We start from the raw sequence: 21,986 nt of genomic DNA, 5'->3' as shown, positions 1-21,986 counted from the left end.
GCGGTCAACTCCGACGGCGCGTCCAACGGCCTGACCGCCCCGAACGGCCCGGCCCAGCAGCGCGTGATCCGCAAGGCACTGGCCGCGGCCGGACTGTCCACATCGGACGTCGACGCGGTGGAGGCGCACGGGACCGGCACGACCCTCGGTGACCCGATCGAGGCCGAGGCGCTGATCGCCACCTACGGCCAAGACCGCGAGCGGCCGCTGTGGCTCGGCTCGGTCAAGTCGAACCTCGGGCACACGCAGGCGGCGGCGGGCGTCGCGGGCGTGATCAAGATGGTCATGGCCATGCGCCACGGCGTGCTGCCCAAGACGCTGCACGTCGACCGGCCGTCGTCCCACGTGGACTGGTCGGCGGGTGCGGTGGAACTGCTCACCGAGAACCGCGACTGGGCGAGCAACGGCCACCCGCGCCGGGCGGGCGTGTCCTCGTTCGGCATCGGCGGCACGAACGCGCACGTCGTCCTCGAAGAGGTTCCGGAACCGGCCGGGACCGCGGCACCGGAGCCGGCCGAGTACCTGGTGCCGGTGCTCCTCTCCGCGCGGTCGGCGGCCGGGCTGCGCGGGCAGGCCGCGCGGCTCGCCGACTTCCTCGGCGCCGACGTGCACGTCCCCGGCGTCGCCCACGCCCTGGCCACGACCCGGGCCCAGCTCGACCACCGGGCCGTCGTCCTGGCCTCCGACTCCGGACAGCTCCGCAGCGACCTGACCACCTTCGGCCCCGGTGTGGTGACCGGGAGGCCGGTCGACGGCAAGCTGGCCGTCCTGTTCACCGGTCAGGGCAGCCAGTGGGCCGGCATGGGCCGCGAACTCGCCGAAACCTTCCCCGTCTTCCGCGACGCCTTCGAGGCCGCGTGCGCCGCCGTGGACGCGCACCTGGGCGGACGTCCGCTGCACGAGGTCGTGTTCGGCGACAGCGCGTTGCTCGACCAGACCATGTACACCCAGGGCGCGCTGTTCGCCGTGGAGACCGCGTTGTTCCGGCTCTTCGAGTCCTGGGGCGTGCGGCCGGACCTCCTCGCCGGCCACTCCATCGGCGAGCTCGCCGCCGCGCACGTCTCCGGGGTCCTGGACCTGGCCGAGGCGGGCGAACTGGTCGCCGCGCGCGGCCGGCTGATGCAGGCCCTGCCCGAGGGGGGCGCGATGGTCGCCGTCCAGGCGACCGAGGACGAGGTCGCGCCCCGGCTCGGCGCCGCCGTCTGCGTCGCCGCGATCAACGGCCCGGACTCGGTGGTGCTCTCCGGCGCCGAAGACGCCGTGCTCGCCGCCGCGGCCGAACTGGCGGACCGCGGCCGCAAGACGAAGCGGCTGACCGTCAGCCACGCCTTCCACTCGCCGCTGATGGAACCGATGCTCGACGACTTCCGCGCGGTCGCGGAACGCCTGACCTACCGGCCCGGCTCACTGCCCGTCGTCTCGACGCTCACCGGGGAAATCGCGGCACTCGACACCCCGGACTACTGGGTCGGCCAGGTGCGCGACGCCGTGCGGTTCAGCGCCGCCGTCACCGAACTGAGCGGGCAGGGCGCGACGACGTACCTCGAGCTCGGCCCGGGCGGTGCCCTCGCCGCCATGGCGCTCGGCACGCTCGGCGGCCCGGAGCAGAGCTGCGTCGCCACGCTGCGCAAGAACGGCGCCGAGGTCCCCGGCGTCCTGACCGCGCTGGCCGAACTGCACGTCCGCGGCGTGGCCGTCGACTGGACGGCGGTCATCGACCGGCCGGGGACGGCGGTCGGGACCGCCCTGCCGACCTACGCGTTCCAGCACCAGCGCTTCTGGGTCGACACCGACGAACCGGCGGACCTCCCGCCCGTGGCGGAGCCGATCGCCGTCCGGCCGGTGGCGGACGTCCTCGACCTGGTCCGGGAGAGCGCCGCGGTGGTGCTCGGGCACCGGGACGCGGACGGTTTCGACCTCGACCGGTCCTTCAAGGACCACGGGTTCGACTCGCTCAGCGCGATCAAGCTGCGCAACCGCCTGCGCGACTTCACCGGCGTCGACCTGCCCAGCACGCTGATCTTCGACTACCCGAACCCGGCCGTCCTCGCCGACCACCTGCGCGCCGAACTCCTCGGTGAGCGCCCGGCGGTGGCCGCCCCGGTGCCGCGGGACGTCTCCGACGAGCCGATCGCGATCGTCGGCATGAGCACCCGGCTGCCGGGCGGCGCGGACAGCCCCGAAGAGCTGTGGAACCTCGTCGCGGAAGGCCGGGACGCGGTCTCCGGCTTCCCTGTCGACCGCGGCTGGGACCTGGACGGCCTCTACCACCCGGACCCCGCCCACGCCGGGACCAGCTACACCCGCTCGGGCGGCTTCCTGCACGACGCGGCCCAGTTCGATGCCGGGCTCTTCGGGATCTCGCCCCGCGAAGCCCTGGCCATGGACCCGCAACAGCGGCTGCTGCTGGAGACGTCGTGGGAGGCCCTCGAACGCGCGGGCGTCGACCCGCTCTCCGCGCGCGGCAGCGACGTGGGTGTCTTCACCGGGATCGTCCACCACGACTACGTGACACGGCTGCGCGAAGTGCCGGAGGACGTCCAGGGCTACACGATGACCGGCACGGCTTCGAGCGTCGCGTCCGGCCGGGTGGCCTACGTCTTCGGCTTCGAGGGACCGGCGGTCACCGTGGACACGGCGTGTTCGTCGTCGCTGGTCGCGATCCACCTGGCGGCGCAGGCGCTGCGGCAGGGCGAGTGCTCGATGGCCCTGGCCGGCGGCGCGACCGTGATGGCCAGCCCGGACGCCTTCCTGGAGTTCTCCCGCCAGCGCGGCCTGTCCGCCGATGGCCGGTGCAAGGCGTACGCGGACGGCGCGGACGGCACGGGCTGGGCCGAGGGCGTCGGCGTGGTCGTCCTCGAACGGCTTTCGGTGGCGCGGGAACGCGGCCACCGGATCCTGGCTGTGCTGCGCGGCAGCGCGGTGAACCAGGACGGCGCTTCGAACGGCTTGACCGCCCCGAACGGGCCGTCGCAGCAGCGGGTGATCCGCGGCGCGCTGGCGAGCGCCGGGCTGGCACCGTCCGATGTGGACGTCGTGGAGGGCCACGGCACCGGGACGGCGCTGGGCGACCCGATCGAGGTCCAAGCGCTGCTCGCCACCTACGGGCAGGACCGGGACCAGCCGCTCTGGCTCGGTTCGCTGAAGTCGAACATCGGGCACACGCAGGCCGCCGCGGGGGTGGTGGGCGTGATCAAGATGGTCATGGCCATGCGCCACGGCGTCATGCCGGCCACGCTGCACGTCGACGAGCGCACGAGCCAGGTCGACTGGTCCGCGGGCGCGATCGAGGTGCTGACCGAGGCCCGCGAGTGGCCGCGGAACGGCCGGCCGCGGCGGGCGGGCGTGTCCTCCTTCGGGGCCAGCGGCACGAACGCGCACCTGATCATCGAGGAAGGCCCCGCCGACGAACCCGCGGCGGACGAGGCGGCACCCGTGGTGCCGCTGGTGGTGTCCGCGCGCAGCACCGCCTCCCTGGCCGGGCAGGCCGGCCGGCTGGCGGCGTTCCTCGAAAGCGCGTCCCTGTCCGGTGTGGCCGGTGCCTTGGTGTCGGGTCGCGCGACGCTGAACGAGCGCGCGGTCGTCATCGCGGGCTCGGCCGGCGAGGCCCAGGCCGGGTTGCTGGCGCTGGCCCGCGGCGAGAACGCGCCCGGCGTCGTGACCGGGACCGCGGGCAAGCCGGGCAAGGTCGTGTGGGTGTTCCCCGGCCAGGGCTCGCAGTGGCTCGGGATGGGCCGGGAGCTCCTGGACGCGTCGCCGGTGTTCGCCGAGCGGATCAAGGAGTGCGCCTCCGCGCTGGAGCAGTGGACCGACTGGTCGCTGCTCGACGTGCTCCGCGGCGACGCCGACCTCCTGGACCGCGTCGACGTCGTCCAGCCCGCGAGCTTCGCGATGATGGTCGGCCTCGCCGCGGTGTGGTCTTCCCTGGGCGTGCGCCCGGACGCGGTGCTGGGCCACTCCCAGGGCGAGATCGCCGCCGCGTGCGTGTCCGGGGCGTTGTCGCTGGACGACGCGGCGAAGGTGGTCGCGTTGCGCAGCCAGGCCATCGCCGCGGAACTGGCCGGACGCGGCGGCATGGCGTCGGTCGCGTTGAGCGAAGAAGACGCGGTCGCGCGGCTGGCGCCGTGGGCGGCCCAGGTCGAGGTGGCGGCGATCAACAGCCCGTCCTCGGTCGTCGTCGCCGGTGACGCGCAGGCCCTGGACGAGGCCCTGGAAGCCCTGTCCGGAGACGGTGTCCGGGTGCGGCGGGTCGCGGTGGACTACGCCTCGCACAGCCGGCACGTCGAGGACATCGCCGGCACCCTGGCCGAGACCCTGGCCGGGATCGACGCGCAGGCGCCGGTGATCCCGTTCTACTCCACCGTCCTCGGCGCGTGGATCGAGCAGGGCGTCGTCGACGGCGGCTACTGGTACCGGAACCTGCGGCAGCAGGTGCGGTTCGGCCCGTCGGTCGCGGACCTGGCCGGGCAGGGACACAGCGTGTTCGTCGAGATCAGCGCCCACCCGGTGCTGGTCCAGCCCCTGAGCGAGATCAGCGACGACGCCGTGGTGACCGGCTCGCTGCGGCGCGACGACGGCGGCCTCCGGCGCCTGCTGGCCTCGGCGGCCGAACTGCACGTCCGCGGCGTGGCCGTGGACTGGGCCGCGACGCTGCCCGCGGCCGGCTGGGTCGACCTGCCGACCTACGCCTTCGACCGCCGCCACTTCTGGCTGCACGACGCCGAAACCGCCGGGACCGAGACCGGCGAGGGCGCGGACGCCGAGTTCTGGACCGCGATCGAACAGTCCGATGTGGACAGCCTGGCCGAGCTCCTCGACCTGGTGCCCGAACAGCGCGGGGCGCTCAGCACCGTGGTCCCCGTGCTGGCCGGGTGGCGGGACCGGCGCCGCGAACGCTCGACCGCGGAGAAGCTGCGCTACCAGGTCACCTGGCAGCCCCTGGAGCGCGAAGCCACCGGCGTGCCGGGTGGGCGCTGGCTGGCCGTCGTCCCGGCCGGCACCACCGACGCGCTCCTGAACGAGCTGACCGGCCAGGGACTCGACGTCGTCCGGCTGGAGATCGAGGACCTTTCGCGGGGACAGCTCGCCGAGCGGCTGCGGGGTGTCCTGGCGGAGAACGACCTCACCGGCGTGCTGTCCCTGCTCGCCCTCGACGGCGGGCCCGCGGACGCGACCGAGGTCACCGCTTCGACGCTCGCGCTGGTCCAGGCCCTCGGCGACACCAACACGGCCGCGCCGCTGTGGTGCCTCACCTCCGGCGCGGTGAACATCGGCATCCAGGACGCCGTCACCGCACCGGCCCAGGCGGCCGTGTGGGGACTCGGCCGCGCCGTCGCGCTGGAGCGCCTCGACCGGTGGGGCGGCCTGATCGACCTGCCGGCGGCGATCGACGCGCGCACGGCCCAGGCCCTGCTCGGCGTGCTCAACGGCGCCGGCGGGGAGGACCAGCTCGCGCTCCGGCGGTCGGGCGTCTACCGCAGGCGGCTGGTGCGCAAGCCGGTGCCGGAGTCCGCGACGGGCAAGTGGGAACCGCGGGGCACGGTCCTGGTCACCGGCGGCGCCGAAGGGCTCGGCCGGCACGCCTCGGTCTGGCTCGCGCAGTCCGGCGCCGAACGCCTCATCGTCACCGGCACCGGCGGCGGCGAAGAACTGCGGGCCGAGCTGGCCGGGTTCGGCACCACGGTCGAGTTCTGCGCCGACACCGACCGGGACGCGATCGCGCGGCTGGTGGCGGACTCGGAGGTCACCGCCGTCGTGCACGCCGCGGACATCGCGCAGACCAGCTCCGTCGACGACACCGGGCGGGCCGACCTCGACGAGGTGTTCACCGCGAAGGTGACCACCGCGGTGTGGCTGGACCAGCTGTTCGAGGACACCCCGCTCGACGCCTTCGTCGTGTTCTCCTCCATCGCCGGCATCTGGGGCGGCGGTGGCCAGGGCCCGGCGGGTGCGGCGAACGCCGTCCTCGACGCCCTGGTCGAATGGCGCCGGGCCCGCGGCCTCAAGGCGACCTCGATCGCCTGGGGCGCCCTGGACCAGATCGGCATCGGCATGGACGAGGCCGCCCTCGCCCAGCTGCGCCGCCGCGGGGTCATCCCGATGGCGCCGCCGCTGGCGGTGACCGCGATGGTGCAGGCGGTCGCCGGCAACGAGAAGGCCGTGGCGGTGGCCGACATGGACTGGGGTGCCTTCATCCCCGCGTTCACGTCGGTGCGGCCCAGCCCGCTGTTCGCCGACCTGCCCGAGGCCAAGGCGATCCTCCAGGCGACGCAGGACGACGGCGAAGACGGCGACACGGCGGCCTCGCTCGCGGACTCCCTGCGGGCGGTCCCGGACGCCGAGCAGAACCGCATCCTGCTGAAGCTGGTCCGCGGGCACGCCTCGACGGTCCTCGGCCACAGCGGCGCCGAAGGCATCGGGCCGCGGCAGGCGTTCCAGGAGGTCGGCTTCGACTCCCTGGCCGCGGTGAACCTCCGCAACAGCCTGCACGCGGCCACCGGGCTGCGGCTGCCGGCGACGCTGATCTTCGACTACCCCACCCCGGAGGCGCTGGTCGGCTACCTGCGCGTCGAACTCCTCCGGGAGGCCGACGACGGCCTGGCCGGACGGGAAGACGACCTCCGGCGGGTCCTCGCGGCCGTGCCGTTCGCCCGGTTCAAGGAGGCGGGCGTCCTGGAAGCCCTGCTCGGCCTGGCCGACACCGACACCGACGCGGGCGCGGGCCCGGAGCCGGCGGTCCCCGAACCGGCCGCCGGCGACGCAGAACTGATCGACGCACTGGACATCTCCGGTCTCGTGCAACGGGCCCTCGGGCAGACGAGCTGACCGCCGATGGCGAACGAATCGTGGAGGAAGAACATGTCCGCGCCGAACGAGCAGATCGTTGACGCACTGCGCGCTTCGCTGAAGGAGAACGTCCGCCTCCAGCAGGAGAACGCCGCGCTCGCCGCGGCCGCGGCGGAGCCCATCGCGATCGTCTCCATGGCCTGCCGCTACGCCGGCGGGATCCGCGGCCCGGAGGACTTCTGGCGCGTGGTGTCCGAAGGCGCCGACGTCTACACCGGCTTCCCCGAGGACCGCGGCTGGGACGTCGAGGGCCTCTACCACCCGGACCCCGACAACCCCGGCACGACGTACGTGCGGGAGGGCGCCTTCCTGCGCGACGCGGCCCAGTTCGACGCCGGGTTCTTCGGTATCTCGCCGCGCGAGGCGCTCGCCATGGACCCGCAGCAGCGGCAGCTGCTGGAAGTGTCCTGGGAGACCCTGGAGCGGGCCGGGATCGACCCGCATTCGGTGCGGGGCAGCGACATCGGCGTGTACGCCGGGGTCGTCCACCAGGACTACGCCCCGGACCTCAGCGGGTTCGAGGGCTTCATGAGCCTGGAGCGCGCCCTCGGCACCGCGGGTGGCGTCGCCTCCGGCCGGGTCGCCTACACGCTCGGCCTCGAAGGCCCCGCCGTCACCGTCGACACCATGTGCTCGTCCTCGCTCGTGGCGATTCACCTCGCCGCACAGGCACTTCGCCGTGGTGAGTGCTCGATGGCCCTGGCCGGCGGCTCGACCGTGATGGCGACGCCGGGCGGGTTCGTCGGCTTCGCGCGGCAGCGGGCCCTGGCCTTCGACGGGCGCTGCAAGTCCTACGCCGCGGCCGCCGACGGCTCCGGCTGGGCCGAGGGCGTCGGCGTCCTGCTGCTGGAGCGGCTGTCGGTGGCGCGCGAACGCGGGCACCAGGTCCTCGCCGTCATCCGCGGCAGCGCGGTCAACCAGGACGGCGCGTCGAACGGCCTGACCGCGCCCAACGGCCCCGCGCAGCAGCGGGTCATCCGCAAGGCCCTCGCCGCCGCCGGACTGTCACCGTCCGATGTGGACACCGTGGAGGGGCACGGCACCGGCACGGTCCTCGGCGACCCGATCGAGGTGCAGGCCCTGCTGGCCACCTACGGCCAGGGCCGCGACCCGCAGCAGCCGCTGCTGCTCGGCTCGGTGAAGTCGATCGTCGGGCACACGCAGGCCGCCTCCGGCGTGGCCGGCGTGATCAAGATGGTCCAGTCGCTGCGGCACGGGCAGCTCCCGGCGACCCGGCACGTCGACGCGCCGACCCCCCAGGTCGACTGGTCGGCGGGCTCGATCCAGCTGCTGACCGAGGGCCGCGAATGGCCGCGCAACGGCCACCCGCGCCGCGGCGCGATCTCCGCGTTCGGCGCCAGCGGCACCAACGCGCACATGATCCTCGAAGAAGCGCCCGCCGACGAGCCGGCGGTCGAAGCGCCCGCCCCCGCGGGGGTGGTGCCGCTGGTCGTGTCGGCGGCCACCGCGGCTTCGCTGGCCGCCCAGGCCGGTCGGCTGGCGGAGGTCGGCGACATCTCCCTGGCGGACATGGCCGGGACGCTGGTGTCCGGCCGCGCGACGCTCAGCGAACGCGCTGTCGTCGTGGCCGGTTCGCCCGAAGAAGCCGTGACCGGGCTGCGGGCGCTGGCCCACGGCGAGAGCGCCCCCGGCCTGCTCACCGGCCGCGGCTCGGGTGCGCCGGGCAAGGTCGTCTGGGTGTTCCCCGGCCAGGGCACGCAGTGGACGGGCATGGGCCGGGAACTCCTGGCCGCCTCGCCGGTCTTCGCGGCGCGGATCGCCGAGTGCGAGACCGCGCTCGGGCGGTGGGTCGACTGGTCGCTGACCGACGTCCTGCGCGGCGACGCCGACCTGCTGCACCGGGTCGACGTCGTGCAGCCGGCGAGCTTCGCCGTGATGGTCGGGCTCGCGGCGGTGTGGGCTTCCCTCGGCGTCGAACCCGAGGCCGTGGTGGGGCACTCGCAGGGCGAGATCGCGGCCGCGTGCGTGTCTGGAGCGTTGACGCTGGAGGACGCCGCGAAGGTGGTGGCGTTGCGCAGCCAGGCGATCGCCGCCTCGCTGGCCGGCCGCGGCGGGATGGCCTCGGTCGCGCTGAGCGAAGAAGACGCGACCGCGCGGATCGAGGCGTGGGCGGGCCGCGTGGAAGTGGCGGCCGTCAACGGGCCGGCGTCCGTGGTCATCGCCGGGGACGCCGAAGCCCTGGACGAAGCTCTCGACGCGCTCGACGACCAAGGCGTCCGGATCCGGCGGGTCGCGGTGGACTACGCGTCCCACACCCGGCACGTCGAAGCCGCGCGTGACGCACTGGCCGAGATGCTCGGCGGGATCCGCGCGCAGGCGCCCGAGGTGCCGTTCTACTCGACCGTCACCGGCGAGTGGGTGGCAGATGCCGGCGTCCTCGACGGCGGCTACTGGTACCGCAACCTGCGTCGCCAGGTCCGGTTCGGCCCGGCCGTGGCCGACTTGGTCGAGCAGGGCCACCGGGTGTTCGTCGAGGTCAGCGCGCACCCCGTGCTCGTCCAGCCGATCAACGAACTCGTCGACGGCACCGAAGCCGTGGTGACCGGGACGCTGCGGCGCGAGGAGGGCGGCCTCCGGCGCCTGCTGGCCTCGGCGGCCGAGCTGTTCGTGCGCGGCGTGACCGTGGACTGGACCGGCGTGCTGCCGCCGTTCCGGCGCGCCGAGCTGCCGACGTACGCCTTCGACCACCAGCACTACTGGCTGCGGATGGGCGGGTCGGCGACGGACGCGGTGTCGCTGGGCCTCGTCGGCGCCGACCACCCGCTGCTCGGCGCGGTCGTCCCGCTGCCGCAGTCCGACGGCCTCGTCTTCACCTCGCGGCTGTCGCTGAAGACGCACCCCTGGCTGGCCGGGCACGCGATCGGCGGGGTCGTGCTCATCCCGGGCACGGTCTACGTCGACCTCGCCCTGCGCGCCGGGGACGAGCTCGGCTTCGGCGTCCTGGAAGAGCTCGTCATCGAGGCGCCGCTGGTGCTGGGCGAGCGCGGCGGGGTCCGCGTGCAGGTCGCGGTGAGCGGGCCGAACGAAACCGGCTCGCGCGCGGTGGACGTCTTCTCCATGCGAGAAGACGGCGACGAATGGACCCGGCACGCGACCGGTCTCCTCGGCGCGTCGACGTCCCGGGAACCGGACCGCTTCGACTTCGCCGCCTGGCCGCCCGCCGGGGCGCAGCCGATCGACGTCGAGAACTTCTACACCGACCTGACCGAGCGCGGGTACGCCTACAGCGGCGCCTTCCAGGGCATGCGGGCGGTGTGGCGGCGCGGTGAAGAGGTCTTCGCCGAGGTCGCCCTGCCCGACGACCACCGCGAGGACGCCGGCAAGTTCGGCCTCCACCCCGCGCTGCTCGACGCGGCCCTGCACACGAACGCCTTCGCCAACCCCGACGACGACCGCAACGTGCTGCCGTTCGCGTGGAACGGCCTGGTCCTGCACGCCGTGGGTGCTTCGGCGCTGCGGGTGCGGGTCGCGCCGGGCGGCCCGGACGCGCTGACGTTCCAGGCCGCCGACGAAACCGGTGGCCTGGTCGTCACCATGGATTCGCTGGTGTCCCGCGAGGTCTCGGCCGCGCAGCTGGAGACGGCGGCGGGCGAAGAGCGCGACTCGCTGTTCCAGGTGGACTGGGTCGAGCTGCCCGCGACCGAGAGCGTCTCCACTGACCACGTCGAGGTGCTCGAAGCCGCCGGCGGGGAGCCCCTGGACCTGACCAGCCGCGTCCTGGAAGCCGTGCAGGCGTGGCTCGAACGCGCGGCCGAGGAAGCCCGGCTGGTCGTGGTGACCCGCGGCGCCGTGCGCGAGGTGACCGACCCGGCCGGTGCCGCCGTGTGGGGTCTGGTGCGGGCCGCCCAGGCGGAGAACCCGGGCCGGATCGTCCTGGTCGACACCGACGGTGACGTCCCGCTGGGTGCCGTGCTGGGCAGCGGTGAACCGCAGATCGCCGTGCGCGGCAACGCGTTCTTCGTCCCGCGGCTGGCCCGCGCCACCGGTGAGGTGCCGGCGGCGCCCGCGGTGTTCGGTCCGGAAGGGACGGTCCTGCTCACCGGCGGCACCGGCTCCCTGGGTGGCCTGGTCGCCCGGCACCTGGTCGCCCGGCACGGCGTCCGGCGCCTGGTGCTCGCGAGTCGTCGCGGGGTGGCCGCCGAAGACCTCGTCACCGAACTGACCGGGCACGGCGCGACGGTGTCCGTGGTGGCGTGCGACGTCTCCGACCGCGACCAGGTCGCCGCGCTGCTGGCCGAGCACCGCCCGACCGGCATCGTGCACCTGGCGGGCCTGCTCGACGACGGCGTGCTCGGGGCGCTGACCCGGGAGCGGCTGGCCGGGGTGTTCGCCCCCAAGGTCGACGCGGTCCGCCACCTCGACGAACTGACCCGGGACAGCGAGCTCGACGCATTCGTCGTGTTCTCGTCCGCGGCCGCGCTGATGGGCTCGGCCGGCCAGGGCAACTACGCGGCGGCCAACGCCTTCCTCGACGGCCTGATGGCGGTGCGCCGCGCGGCGGGCCGGCCCGGCGTGTCGCTGGCGTGGGGCCTGTGGGAGCAGGCCGACGGCCTGACCGCCCACCTCAGCGCCACCGACCAGGCCCGGATGAGCCGCGGCGGCGTGCTGGCCATGACGCCCGCCGAGGCCCTCGACATCTTCGACATCGGCCTGGCCGCCGAGCAGGCGCTGCTCGTGCCGATCAAGCTCGACCTGCGGACGCTGCGCAGCCAGGCCACGGCCGGCGGCGAGGTCCCGCACCTGCTGCGCGGCCTGGTCCGCGCGAGCCGCCGGGTGACGCGGACGGCCGCCGCGAGCGGTGGTGGCGGCCTGGTCGCCAAGCTCGCCGGGCTGCCCGCCGAGGAGCAGGAAACGGTGCTGCTGGGCATCGTGCAGGCCGAAGCGGCCGCGGTGCTCGGCTTCAACGCCCCCGAGCTGGCCCAGGGCACGCGGGGGTTCAGCGACCTCGGCTTCGACTCGCTGACCGCGGTCGAGCTGCGGAACCGGCTGAGCGCGGCGACGAGTGTCAAGCTGCCCGCCACGCTCGTCTTCGACTACCCGACGCCGGTGGCGCTCGCCCGGCACCTGCGTGAGGAGCTGGGGGAGACCGTCGCGGGCGCGCCCGCGACGGTGACGGCGGCCCCCGTGGACGCGGGCGAGCCGATCGCCATCGTCGGCATGGCCTGCCGCCTGCCGGGCGGCGTCATGAGCCCCGACGACCTGTGGCGGATGGTCGCCGAAGGCCGCGACGGCATGTCGGCCTTCCCCGAAGACCGCGGCTGGGACCTGGAGGGCCTGTTCGACTCGGACCCCGAGCGCCCGGGCACGGCCTACATCCGGCAGGGCGGCTTCCTGCACGAGGCCGCGCTGTTCGACCCCGGCTTCTTCGGCATCTCGCCGCGGGAAGCCCTGGCCATGGACCCGCAGCAGCGGCTGCTGCTCGAAGCCTCCTGGGAAGCCCTCGAACGCGCGGGCATCGACCCGACCAAGGCCCGCGGCGACGCCGTCGGTGTCTTCTCCGGCGTCTCCATCCACGACTACCTCGAGTCCCTGACCAACATGCCCGCGGAACTTGAAGGCTTCGTCACCACCGCCACCGCGGGCAGCGTCGCCTCGGGCCGCGTGTCCTACACCTTCGGGTTCGAGGGCCCCGCGGTCACCGTGGACACCGCGTGCTCGTCGTCGCTGGTCGCGATCCACCTCGCGGCCCAGGCACTCCGGCAGGGCGAGTGCACGATGGCCCTGGCCGGTGGGGTCGCCGTGATGGGCTCGCCGATCGGGGTCATCGGCATGTCGCGGCAGCGCGGCATGGCCGAGGACGGCCGGGTCAAGGCGTTCGCCGACGGCGCGGACGGCACCGTCCTGTCCGAGGGGGTCGGCATCGTCGTCCTCGAACGGCTTTCGGTGGCCCGCGAGCGCGGTCACCGGGTCCTCGCCGTGCTCCGCGGCAGCGCGGTCAACCAGGACGGCGCCTCCAACGGCCTCACCGCCCCGAACGGGCCGTCGCAGCAGCGGGTGATCCGCAGCGCGCTGGCCGGCGCCGGACTGCAACCGTCCGAAGTGGACGTCGTCGAGGCGCACGGCACCGGCACCGCGCTGGGCGACCCGATCGAGGCCCAGGCGCTGCTGGCCACCTACGGCAAGAACCGCGAGACGCCGTTGTGGCTCGGCTCGCTGAAGTCGAACATCGGCCACACGCAGGCGGCCGCGGGGGTCGCGGCCGTCATCAAGATGGTCCAGGCGCTGCGGCACGACACGCTGCCGCCGACCCTCCACGTGCAGGAACCCACCAAGCAGGTGGACTGGTCCGCGGGCGCGGTCGAGCTGCTGACCGAGGGCCGCGAGTGGGCCCGCAACGGCCACCCGCGCCGGGCCGGCGTCTCGTCGTTCGGCATCAGCGGCACCAACGCGCACCTCATCCTCGAAGAAGCGCCCGCCGACGACACGCCCGAGGCGGCCGTGCCCGACGCCGTGGTGCCGGTCGTGGTGTCCGCGCGCAGCGCCGGTTCCCTGGCCGGCCAGGCCGGGCGGCTCGCGGCGTTCCTCGACGGAGACGTCTCGCTGACCCGCGTGGCGGGAGCCCTGCTGTCGACCCGGGCGACGCTGACCGACCGGGCCGTCGTCGTGGCGGGCTCGGCGGAGGAGGCCCGGAACGGGCTGACCGCGCTGGCCCGCGGCGAAAGCGCGGCCGGCCTGGTGACCGGCATTGCCGGGATGCCCGGCAAGACGGTCTGGGTGTTCCCCGGCCAGGGGACGCAGTGGGCGGGCATGGGCCGGGAGCTCCTGGAAGCGTCCCCGGTGTTCGCCGAGCGGATCACCGAATGCGCCGCCGCGCTGGAGCCGTGGGTCGACTGGTCGCTGCTCGACGTTCTCCGCGGCGAGGGCGATCTGGACCGGGTCGACGTGCTGCAGCCCGCGAGTTTCGCCGTGATGGTCGGTCTCGCCGCCGTCTGGGCCTCGGTCGGTGTCGTGCCCGATGCGGTCCTGGGGCACTCCCAGGGTGAGATCGCCGCGGCCTGCGTGTCGGGTGCACTGTCCCTTGAGGACGCCGCGAAGGTGGTGGCGTTGCGGAGCCAGGCGATCGCGGCGGAGCTGTCCGGCCGCGGCGGGATGGCGTCGGTCCAGCTGAGCCACGACGAGGTGGCCTCCCGGCTGGCGCCGTGGGAGGGGCGCGTCGAGATCGCCGCGGTCAACGGCCCGGCCTCGGTCGTGATCGCGGGTGATGCCGAAGCGCTCACGGAAGCCGTGGCAGTCATCGGTGGCCGGCGGGTGGCGGTGGACTACGCGTCCCACACCCGGCACGTGGAAGACATCGAGGGCACCCTCGCCGAGACCTTGGCCGGGATCGAGGCGCAGGCGCCGGTGGTGCCGTTCCTCTCGACGGTCACGGGTGAGTGGATCACCGAAGCCGGGGTCGTGGACGGCGGGTACTGGTACCGGAACCTGCGCAACCAGGTCCGGTTCGGCCCGGCGGTGGAGACGCTGCTGGGGCAGGGGCACGGTGTGTTCGTCGAGGTCAGTGCCCACCCCGTCCTGGTCCAGCCGATCAGCGAGCTCGCCGACGCGGTCGTCACCGGGACCCTGCGGCGCGACGACGGCGGGGTGCGGCGGCTGCTGACCTCGATGGCCGAGCTGTTCGTCCAGGGTGTCCCGGTCGACTGGGCCACCATGGCGCCGCCCGCGCGCGTCGAGCTGCCGACGTACGCCTTCGACCACCAGCACTTCTGGCTCAGCCCGCCCGCCGCGGCCGACGCGCCTTCCCTGGGCCTGGCCGGCGCCGACCACCCGCTGCTGGGGGCGGTCCTGCCGCTGCCGCAGTCCGACGGTCTCGTGTTCACCTCGCGCCTGTCGGTGCGGACGCACCCGTGGCTGGCCGACGGCGTCCCGAGTGCCGCTCTGGTGGAGCTGGCCGTGCGGGCCGGTGACGAAGCCGGGTGCCCGGTCCTCGACGACCTGACCGTCGAATCTCCGCTGGTCCTGCCCGAAAGCGGCGGCTTGCGGATGCAGGTCACCGTGAGCGGCGAGCGCGTGGTCGAGGTGTATTCGCAGCGCGAAGGCGACGAAGACTGGACCCGGAACGCCACCGGGCACTTGTCGGCGACGGCTCCGGCGCACGAGCCCTTCGACTTCACCGTGTGGCCGCCCGCCGGCGCCCAGGAGGCCGACGGCGGCTGGCGGCGCGGCGAGGAGATCTTCGCCGAGGTCGCGCTGCCCGAGGAACTGGACGCCGCCGCGTTCGGCATCCACCCGGCGCTGCTGGACGCGGCCGTGCGCCCGGTCCTCGCGGACGGCGAGCAGCCGGCGGAGTGGCACGGCCTGGTCCTGCACGCCGCGGGCGCCTCGGCGCTGCGGGTCCGGCTGGTGCCCGGCGTCTCCCTCGAAGCGGCCGACGAAACGGGTGGCCTGGTCGTCACCGCCGGCCCGGTGGTGGGCCGGGAACTCTCGGCCGGGCAGGCCCGCGCCGGATCGCTGTACCGGGTCGACTGGACCGAAGTGTCCCTTGCGGACAGTGCGACACCGGCGGAGCCGGTCGAAGTGCTCGAAGCCTTCGGAGAGGAGCCTCTCGAACTGACCAGCCGCGTGCTGGAAGCCGTGCAGGGGTTCCTCGCCGACGCGGCCGACGACGCCCGGCTGGTCGTGGTGACCCGCGGCGCGGTGCCCGCCGGCGACGGTGCGGTGACCGACCCCGCCGGGGCGGCCGTGTGGGGCCTGGTCCGGGCCGCGCAGGCGGAGAACCCGGACCGCATCTTCCTGATCGACACCGACGGGGAGATCCCGGCCCTGGCGGGTGACGAGCCGCAGCTCGCGGTGCGCGGCGGGAAGTACTTCGTGCCCCGCCTCGCCCGCGCGGAGCGGAGCGGGGAGCCGGTGTTCCGCCCGGACGGGACGGTCCTGATCTCGGGCGCCGGCGCGCTCGGCGGCCTGGTGGCCCGGCGCCTGGTGGAGCGCCACGGCGTGCGGAAGCTGGTGCTGGCGAGTCGTCGAGGACCGGCCGCCGACGGCCTGGCCGACCTGGTCGCCGAGCTGGACGCGGAAGTGTCGGTGGTGGCGTGTGACGTCTCCGACCGCGCTCAGGTGGCCGCGCTGCTCGACGAGCACCGGCCCACCGCCGTGGTGCACACCGCCGGTGTCCTCGACGCGGGCGTCATCGGGACGCTCGACCGCGAGCGGCTGGCCAGGGTGTTCGCGCCCAAGGTCGATGCGGTGCGGCACCTCGACGAGCTCACCCGCGACCGGGACCTCGACGCTTTCGTCGTCTACTCCTCGGTTTCCGCCGTGTTCATGGGCGCGGGCAGCGGCAGCTACGCCGCCGCGAACGCCTTCCTGGACGGCCTGATGGCGAATCGCCGGGCGGCCGGCCTGCCGGGCTTGTCGCTGGCGTGGGGCCTGTGGGACCAGAGCACCGGCATGGCCGCCAACACCGACGAGGCCACCCGGGCCCGGATGAGCCGCCGCGGCGGCCTGCAGATCATGACGCAGGCCGAGGGCATGGACCTGTTCGACGCCGCCCTCGGCTCGAGCGAGTCGCTGCTGGTGCCCGCGAAGCTGGACCTCCGCGCGGGCGGAACCGTGCCGCCCATGCTGCGTGGCCTGGTCCGCGTGGGACGGCAGCGGGCCCGCACCGCGTCCACCGCGGACAACGGGCTGGCCGGACGGCTGGCCGGGCTCGCGCCCGCGGACCAGCTCACCCTGCTCCTGGACCTGGTCCGGGCGCAGGTGGCGGCCGTGCTCGGGCACGCCGACGCCAGTGCCGTCCGCGTGGACACCGCGTTCAAGGACGCCGGGTTCGACTCGCTGACCGCGGTCGAGCTGCGCAACCGGATGCGGACCGCCACCGGGCTGAAGCTGCCCGCGACGCTGGTCTTCGACTACCCGAACCCCCAGGCCCTCGCCCGGCACCTGCGCGAGGAGCTCGGCGGCGCGGCGGAGACGCCGGTCGCCACGGCGGCCGCGAAGGCCGACCTCGACGAGCCGATCGCCATCGTCGGCATGGCCTGCCGCCTGCCGGGCGGGGTCGCCGGCCCCGAGGACCTCTGGCGGCTGGTCGCCGAGGGCCGGGACGCGGTCTCGGGCTTCCCGACCGACCGCGGCTGGGACCTGGAAAGCATCTACGACCCGGACCCGGCCCGCCCGGGCAAGACCTACACCCGGCACGGCGGCTTCCTGCACGAAGCCGGGCTCTTCGACGCGGGGTTCTTCGGGATCTCGCCGCGTGAGGCCGTCGCCATGGACCCCCAGCAGCGGCTGCTGCTGGAGGCCTCCTGGGAGGCGATGGAAGACGCCGGCGTCGACCCGCTTTCGCTGAAGGGCAACGACGTCGGCGTGTTCACCGGCATGTTCGGCCAGGGCTATGTCGCGCCCGGGGACAGCGTCGTCACCCCGGAGCTGGAGGGCTTCGCCGGCACCGGCGGGTCGTCGAGCGTGGCGTCCGGCCGCGTGTCGTACGTGTTCGGCTTCGAAGGCCCGGCGGTGACGATCGACTCGGCGTGCTCGTCTTCGCTGGTCGCGATGCACCTCGCCGCGCAGTCCCTGCGGCAGGGCGAATGCTCGATGGCCCTGGCCGGCGGCGCGACGGTGATGGCGAACCCCGGCGCGTTCGTGGAGTTCTCCCGGCAGCGGGGACTCGCTGTCGACGGGCGCTGCAAGGCCTTCGCCGCCGCGGCCGACGGCACCGGCTGGGCCGAGGGTGTCGGCGTGCTCGTCCTCGAACGGCTGTCGGTGGCCCGCGAACGCGGCCACCGGATCCTGGCCGTGCTGCGCGGCAGCGCGGTCAACCAGGACGGCGCCTCCAACGGCCTCACCGCGCCGAACGGGCCCTCGCAGCAGCGGGTGATCCGCCGGGCGCTGCTGAGCGCCGGGCTGGCACCGTCCGATGTGGACGCCGTCGAGGCGCACGGCACCGGGACCACCCTGGGTGACCCGATCGAGGCGCAGGCCTTGCTCGCCACCTACGGCAAGGACCGCGAGACGCCGTTGTGGCTCGGCTCCCTGAAGTCGAACATCGGGCACGCCCAAGCCGCCGCGGGTGTCGCGGGCGTGATCAAGATGGTCCAGGCGCTCCGGCACGAAGTGCTGCCCCCGACGCTGCACGTCGACCAGCCGACTCCCGAAGTGGACTGGTCCGCCGGGGCGGTCGAACTGCTGACGGAGGCGCGCGAGTGGCCGCGCACCGGCCGCCCGCGCCGGGCCGGGGTGTCCGCGTTCGGCGTCAGCGGCACGAACGCGCACCTGATCCTGGAGGAGGCGCCCGCCGAAGAGCCGGTGCCCACACCCGAGGTTCCGGTGGTGCCGGTCGTGGTTTCCGCCCGCAGCACGGCTTCCCTGGCCGCGCAGGCCGGCCGGCTCGCCGAAGCCGTGGAGGCCGCGCCGCTGGCGGGCGTCGCCCGGGCGCTGGTGACGAACCGGGCCGCGCTGACCGAGCGCGCGGTCGTCGTCGCGGGCTCTCGCGAAGAAGCCGCGACGGGCCTGGAAGCGCTGGCCCGCGGGGAAGACACGGCCGCGGTGGTCACCGGCCGGGCCGGAGCGCCGGGCAAGCTCGTCTGGGTCTTCCCGGGTCAGGGCTCGCAGTGGGTCGGCATGGGCCGGGAGCTCCTCGAAGCGTCCCCGGTGTTCGCCGAGCGGGTGGCCGAGTGCGCGGCCGCGCTGGCACCGTGGGTCGATTGGTCGCTGCTCGACGTGCTGCGCGGGGAATCCGACCTCCTGGATCGCGTCGACGTCGTGCAGCCCGCGAGCTTCGCGGTGATGGTCGGCCTCGCCGCGGTGTGGCAGTCCGTCGGCGTGCGGCCGGACGCCGTCGTGGGGCACTCCCAGGGCGAGATCGCGGCGGCGTGCGTCTCGGGTGCGTTGTCGCTGCAGGACGCGGCGAAGGTGGTCGCGGTGCGCAGCCAGGCGATCGCCACCCGGCTGGCCGGCCGCGGCGGCATGGCCTCGGTCGCGTTGAGCGAAGAAGACGCGACCGCGTGGCTGGCGCCGTGGGCCGACCGGGTCCAGGTGGCCGCGGTCAACAGCCCCACCTCCGTGGTGATCGCCGGGGAAGCCCAGGCCCTCGACGAGGTCGTCGCGGCGTTGTCCGGACAGGGAGTCCGCGTCCGGCGGGTCGCCGTGGACTACGGATCCCACACCAACCAGGTCGAAGCCATCGAGGACCTGCTCGCCGAGGCACTGGCCGGCCTCGAAGCGCACGCCCCGAAGGTGCCGTTCTTCTCGACTCTCACCGGTGACTGGATCACCGGCGCCGGGGTCTTCGACGGCGGTTACTGGTACCGGAACCTGCGCAACCAGGTCGGCTTCGGCCCGGCGGTGGCGGAGCTCGTCCGCCAGGGCCACGGCGTGTTCGTCGAGGTCAGCGCGCACCCGGTGCTGGTCCAGCCGCTCAGCGAAATCAGCGACGACGCGGTCGTCACCGGCTCGCTGCGGCGCGAGGACGGTGGCCTGCGCCGCCTGCTGACCTCGATGGCCGAGCTGTTCGTGCGGGGTGTCGCGCTCGACTGGACCGCGGTCCTGCCGCGGACGGGCCGGGTCGACCTGCCCAAGTACGCCTTCGACCACCGGCACTACTGGCTCCGGCCCGCCGAGACCGCGACCGACGCGGCCTCGCTGGGCCAGGCGGCCGCCGACCACCCGCTGCTGGGCGCGGTCGTCGAGCTGCCGCAGTCCGACGGCCTGGTCTTCACCTCGCGGCTGTCGGTGCGGACGCACCCCTGGCTCGCCGACCACGCGGTCGGCGGCGTGGTGATCCTCCCCGGTTCCGGGCTGGCCGAACTGGCCGTGCGGGCCGGTGACGAAGCCGGGTGCACCGCGCTCGACGAGCTGATCATCGAGGCGCCGCTGGTGGTGCCCGCCCAGGGCGGGGTCCGGGTCCAGGTCGCGCTGAGCGGCCCGGACGAGACCGGCTCGCGCACAGTGGACGTCTACTCGCAGCGCGACGGCGGCACGGGCAGCTGGACACGGCACGCCACCGGCGTCCTGTCGACGGCCCCCGCCCAGGACCCGGCCTTCGACTTCCACGCCTGGCCGCCCGCGGACGCCGAGCGCATCGACGTCGAGACCTTCTACGCGGACCTGGCCGGCCGTGGTTACGGGTACGGGCCGGCGTTCCAGGGACTGCGGGCGGTGTGGCGGCGTGACGACGACGTCTTCGCCGAGGTCGCCCTGCCCGAGGACCTGCGCAAGGACGCGGGCCGGTTCGGCGTCCACCCGGCGCTGCTCGACGCCGCCCTGCAGGCCGCGACCGTCGGCGGCGAGCCCGGCGAGCCGGTGCTCGCCTTCGCCTGGAACGGCCTGGTCCTGCACGCCGCGGGCGCTTCGGCCCTGCGGGTCCGGCTCACGCCGAGCGGCCCGGACGCGCTGTCCGTCGAAGCCGCCGACGAGACCGGTGGCCTGGTCCTGACCATGGAATCGCTGGTCTCCCGGCCGGTCTCGGCCGAGCGGCTGGGCGCCGCGGCCGACGCGGGCCACGACGCGATGTTCCGCGTCGACTGGACCGAGCTGCCTGCCGTGCCGAATGCGGAGCTGCCGCCGTGGATGCCGGTGGACACCGCCGACGACGTGACCGCCCTGGCGGAGAAGGCGGACGCGCCACCGGTGGTGGTGCTCGAAGCCGCCGGTGCGGACGCCTTGGCCGTGACGTCCCGGGTGCTCGAGATCGTGCAGGCGTGGCTGGCCGCGCCCGCGTTCGAGGAAGCCCGGCTGGTCGTGACGACCCGCGGCGCGGTGCCCGCCGGCGGCGACCACACGCTGACCGACCCGGCCGCCGCCGCGGTGTGGGGCCTGGTCCGGTCCGCCCAGGCGGAGCACCCGGACCGGATCGTCCTGCTGGACACCGACGGCGAAGTCCCGCTGGGTGCGGTGCTGGCCTCCGGTGAGCCGCAGCTCGCGGTGCGCGGGACGACCTTCCACGTGCCCCGGCTCGCCCGCGCCACCCGGATTTCGGACACGCCAGCCGCGTTCGACCCCGACGGGACGGTCCTGGTCTCGGGCGCGGGATCGCTGGGCGCGCTGGTCGCCCGGCACCTGGTCACCCGGCACGGCGTGCGCCGGGTGGTGCTGGCGAGCCGGCAGGGCCGGGACGCCGACGGCGCCCAGGACCTGATCACCGAGCTGACCGGCGAAGGCGCGGACGTGTCCTTCGTGGCCTGTGACGTCTCCGACCGGGACCAGGTGGCCGCCCTCCTCGCGGACCTGCCCGACCTGACCGGGGTGGTGCACACCGCCGGCGTCTTCGAGGACGGCGTGATCGAGGCGCTGACCCCCGCCCGGCTGGCGAACGTCTACGCGGCCAAGGTCACCGCCGCCGTTCACCTCGATGAGCTCACCCGCGACCGGGACCTCGGCGCGTTCGTCGTGTTCTCGTCCGTTGCCGGCGTGATGGGCGGTGGCGGCCAAGGCCCGTACGCGGCGGCCAACGCCTTCCTGGACGCGGCGATGGCGAGTCGCCGGGCCGCTGGCCTGCCGGGCTTGTCCCTGGCCTGGGGCCTCTGGGAACGCAGCAGCGGCATGGCCGCCCACCTCAGCGACGTCGACCACGCGCGGGCGAGCCGCAACGGCGTCCTGGAACTGACCCGCGCCGAGGGCCTGGAGCTGTTCGACCTCGGGCTGCGAACGGCCGAGTCGCTGCTCGTGCCGATCAAGCTCGACCTCGCCGCGATGCGGGCGAGCACGGTCCCGGTCCTGTTCCGCGGTCTCGTCCGGCCGAGCCGGACCCAGGCCCGGTCGGTGTCCACTGTGGACCGCGGACTGGCCGGGCTGCCCGCGGTCGAGCGGGAAGCGGCGCTGGTCGACCTGGTGCGCGGGCAGGTCGCGGTCGTGCTCGGCTACGACGGGCCGGACGCGGTGCGCGCGGACACGGCGTTCAAGGACACCGGGTTCGATTCGCTGACGTCGGTGGAACTGCGGAACCGGCTGCGCGAGGCGACCGGGCTGAAGCTGCCCGCCACGCTGGTCTTCGACTACCCGAACCCGCTGGCCGTCGCCCGTTACCTCAGCGCACGGATGGTGCCGGAGAGCAACGGGAACGGGCGCAACGGGGATGACGACCGGCTGCGGCACGCGCTCGCGTCGATCGCGGGCGAGGAGCCGTCGATCGCCGACCTCGGCGTCGACGACCTCGTGCAACTGGCTTTCGGCGACGAGTGATGGGG

The 21,986-nt window shown here is 74.5% G+C and carries 2 protein-coding genes; both read left to right on the top strand.

Going from position 1 to position 21,986, the window contains the following annotated elements; translation table 11 throughout:
• Nucleotides 1–6,825 (top strand): type I polyketide synthase (locus CCN39_RS11310; protein WP_143264011.1); only part of this gene is annotated, 6,825 nt, incomplete at its 5' end.
• A gap of 33 nt (nt 6,826–6,858) precedes the next feature.
• Nucleotides 6,859–21,981: a type I polyketide synthase gene (locus CCN39_RS11305; protein WP_086841069.1), complete on the top strand. Its 15,123-nt coding sequence runs from the start codon at nt 6,859–6,861 to the stop codon at nt 21,979–21,981.
• Nucleotides 21,982–21,986: the final 5 nt, after the last annotated feature.

The sequence above is a fragment of the Amycolatopsis kentuckyensis genome, from assembly GCF_002155975.1.
Lineage (GTDB): Bacteria > Actinomycetota > Actinomycetes > Mycobacteriales > Pseudonocardiaceae > Amycolatopsis > Amycolatopsis kentuckyensis.
The sequence above is the reverse complement of the archived record's forward strand: the minus strand, read 5'-3'. Positions and strand labels throughout refer to the sequence as shown.

Excerpts from the sequence above, each read along its gene's own strand:
- CCN39_RS11305 (WP_086841069.1), top strand. The coding sequence starts at position 6,859 with ATGTCCGCGCCGAACGAGCAGATCGTTGACGCACTGCGCGCTTCGCTG.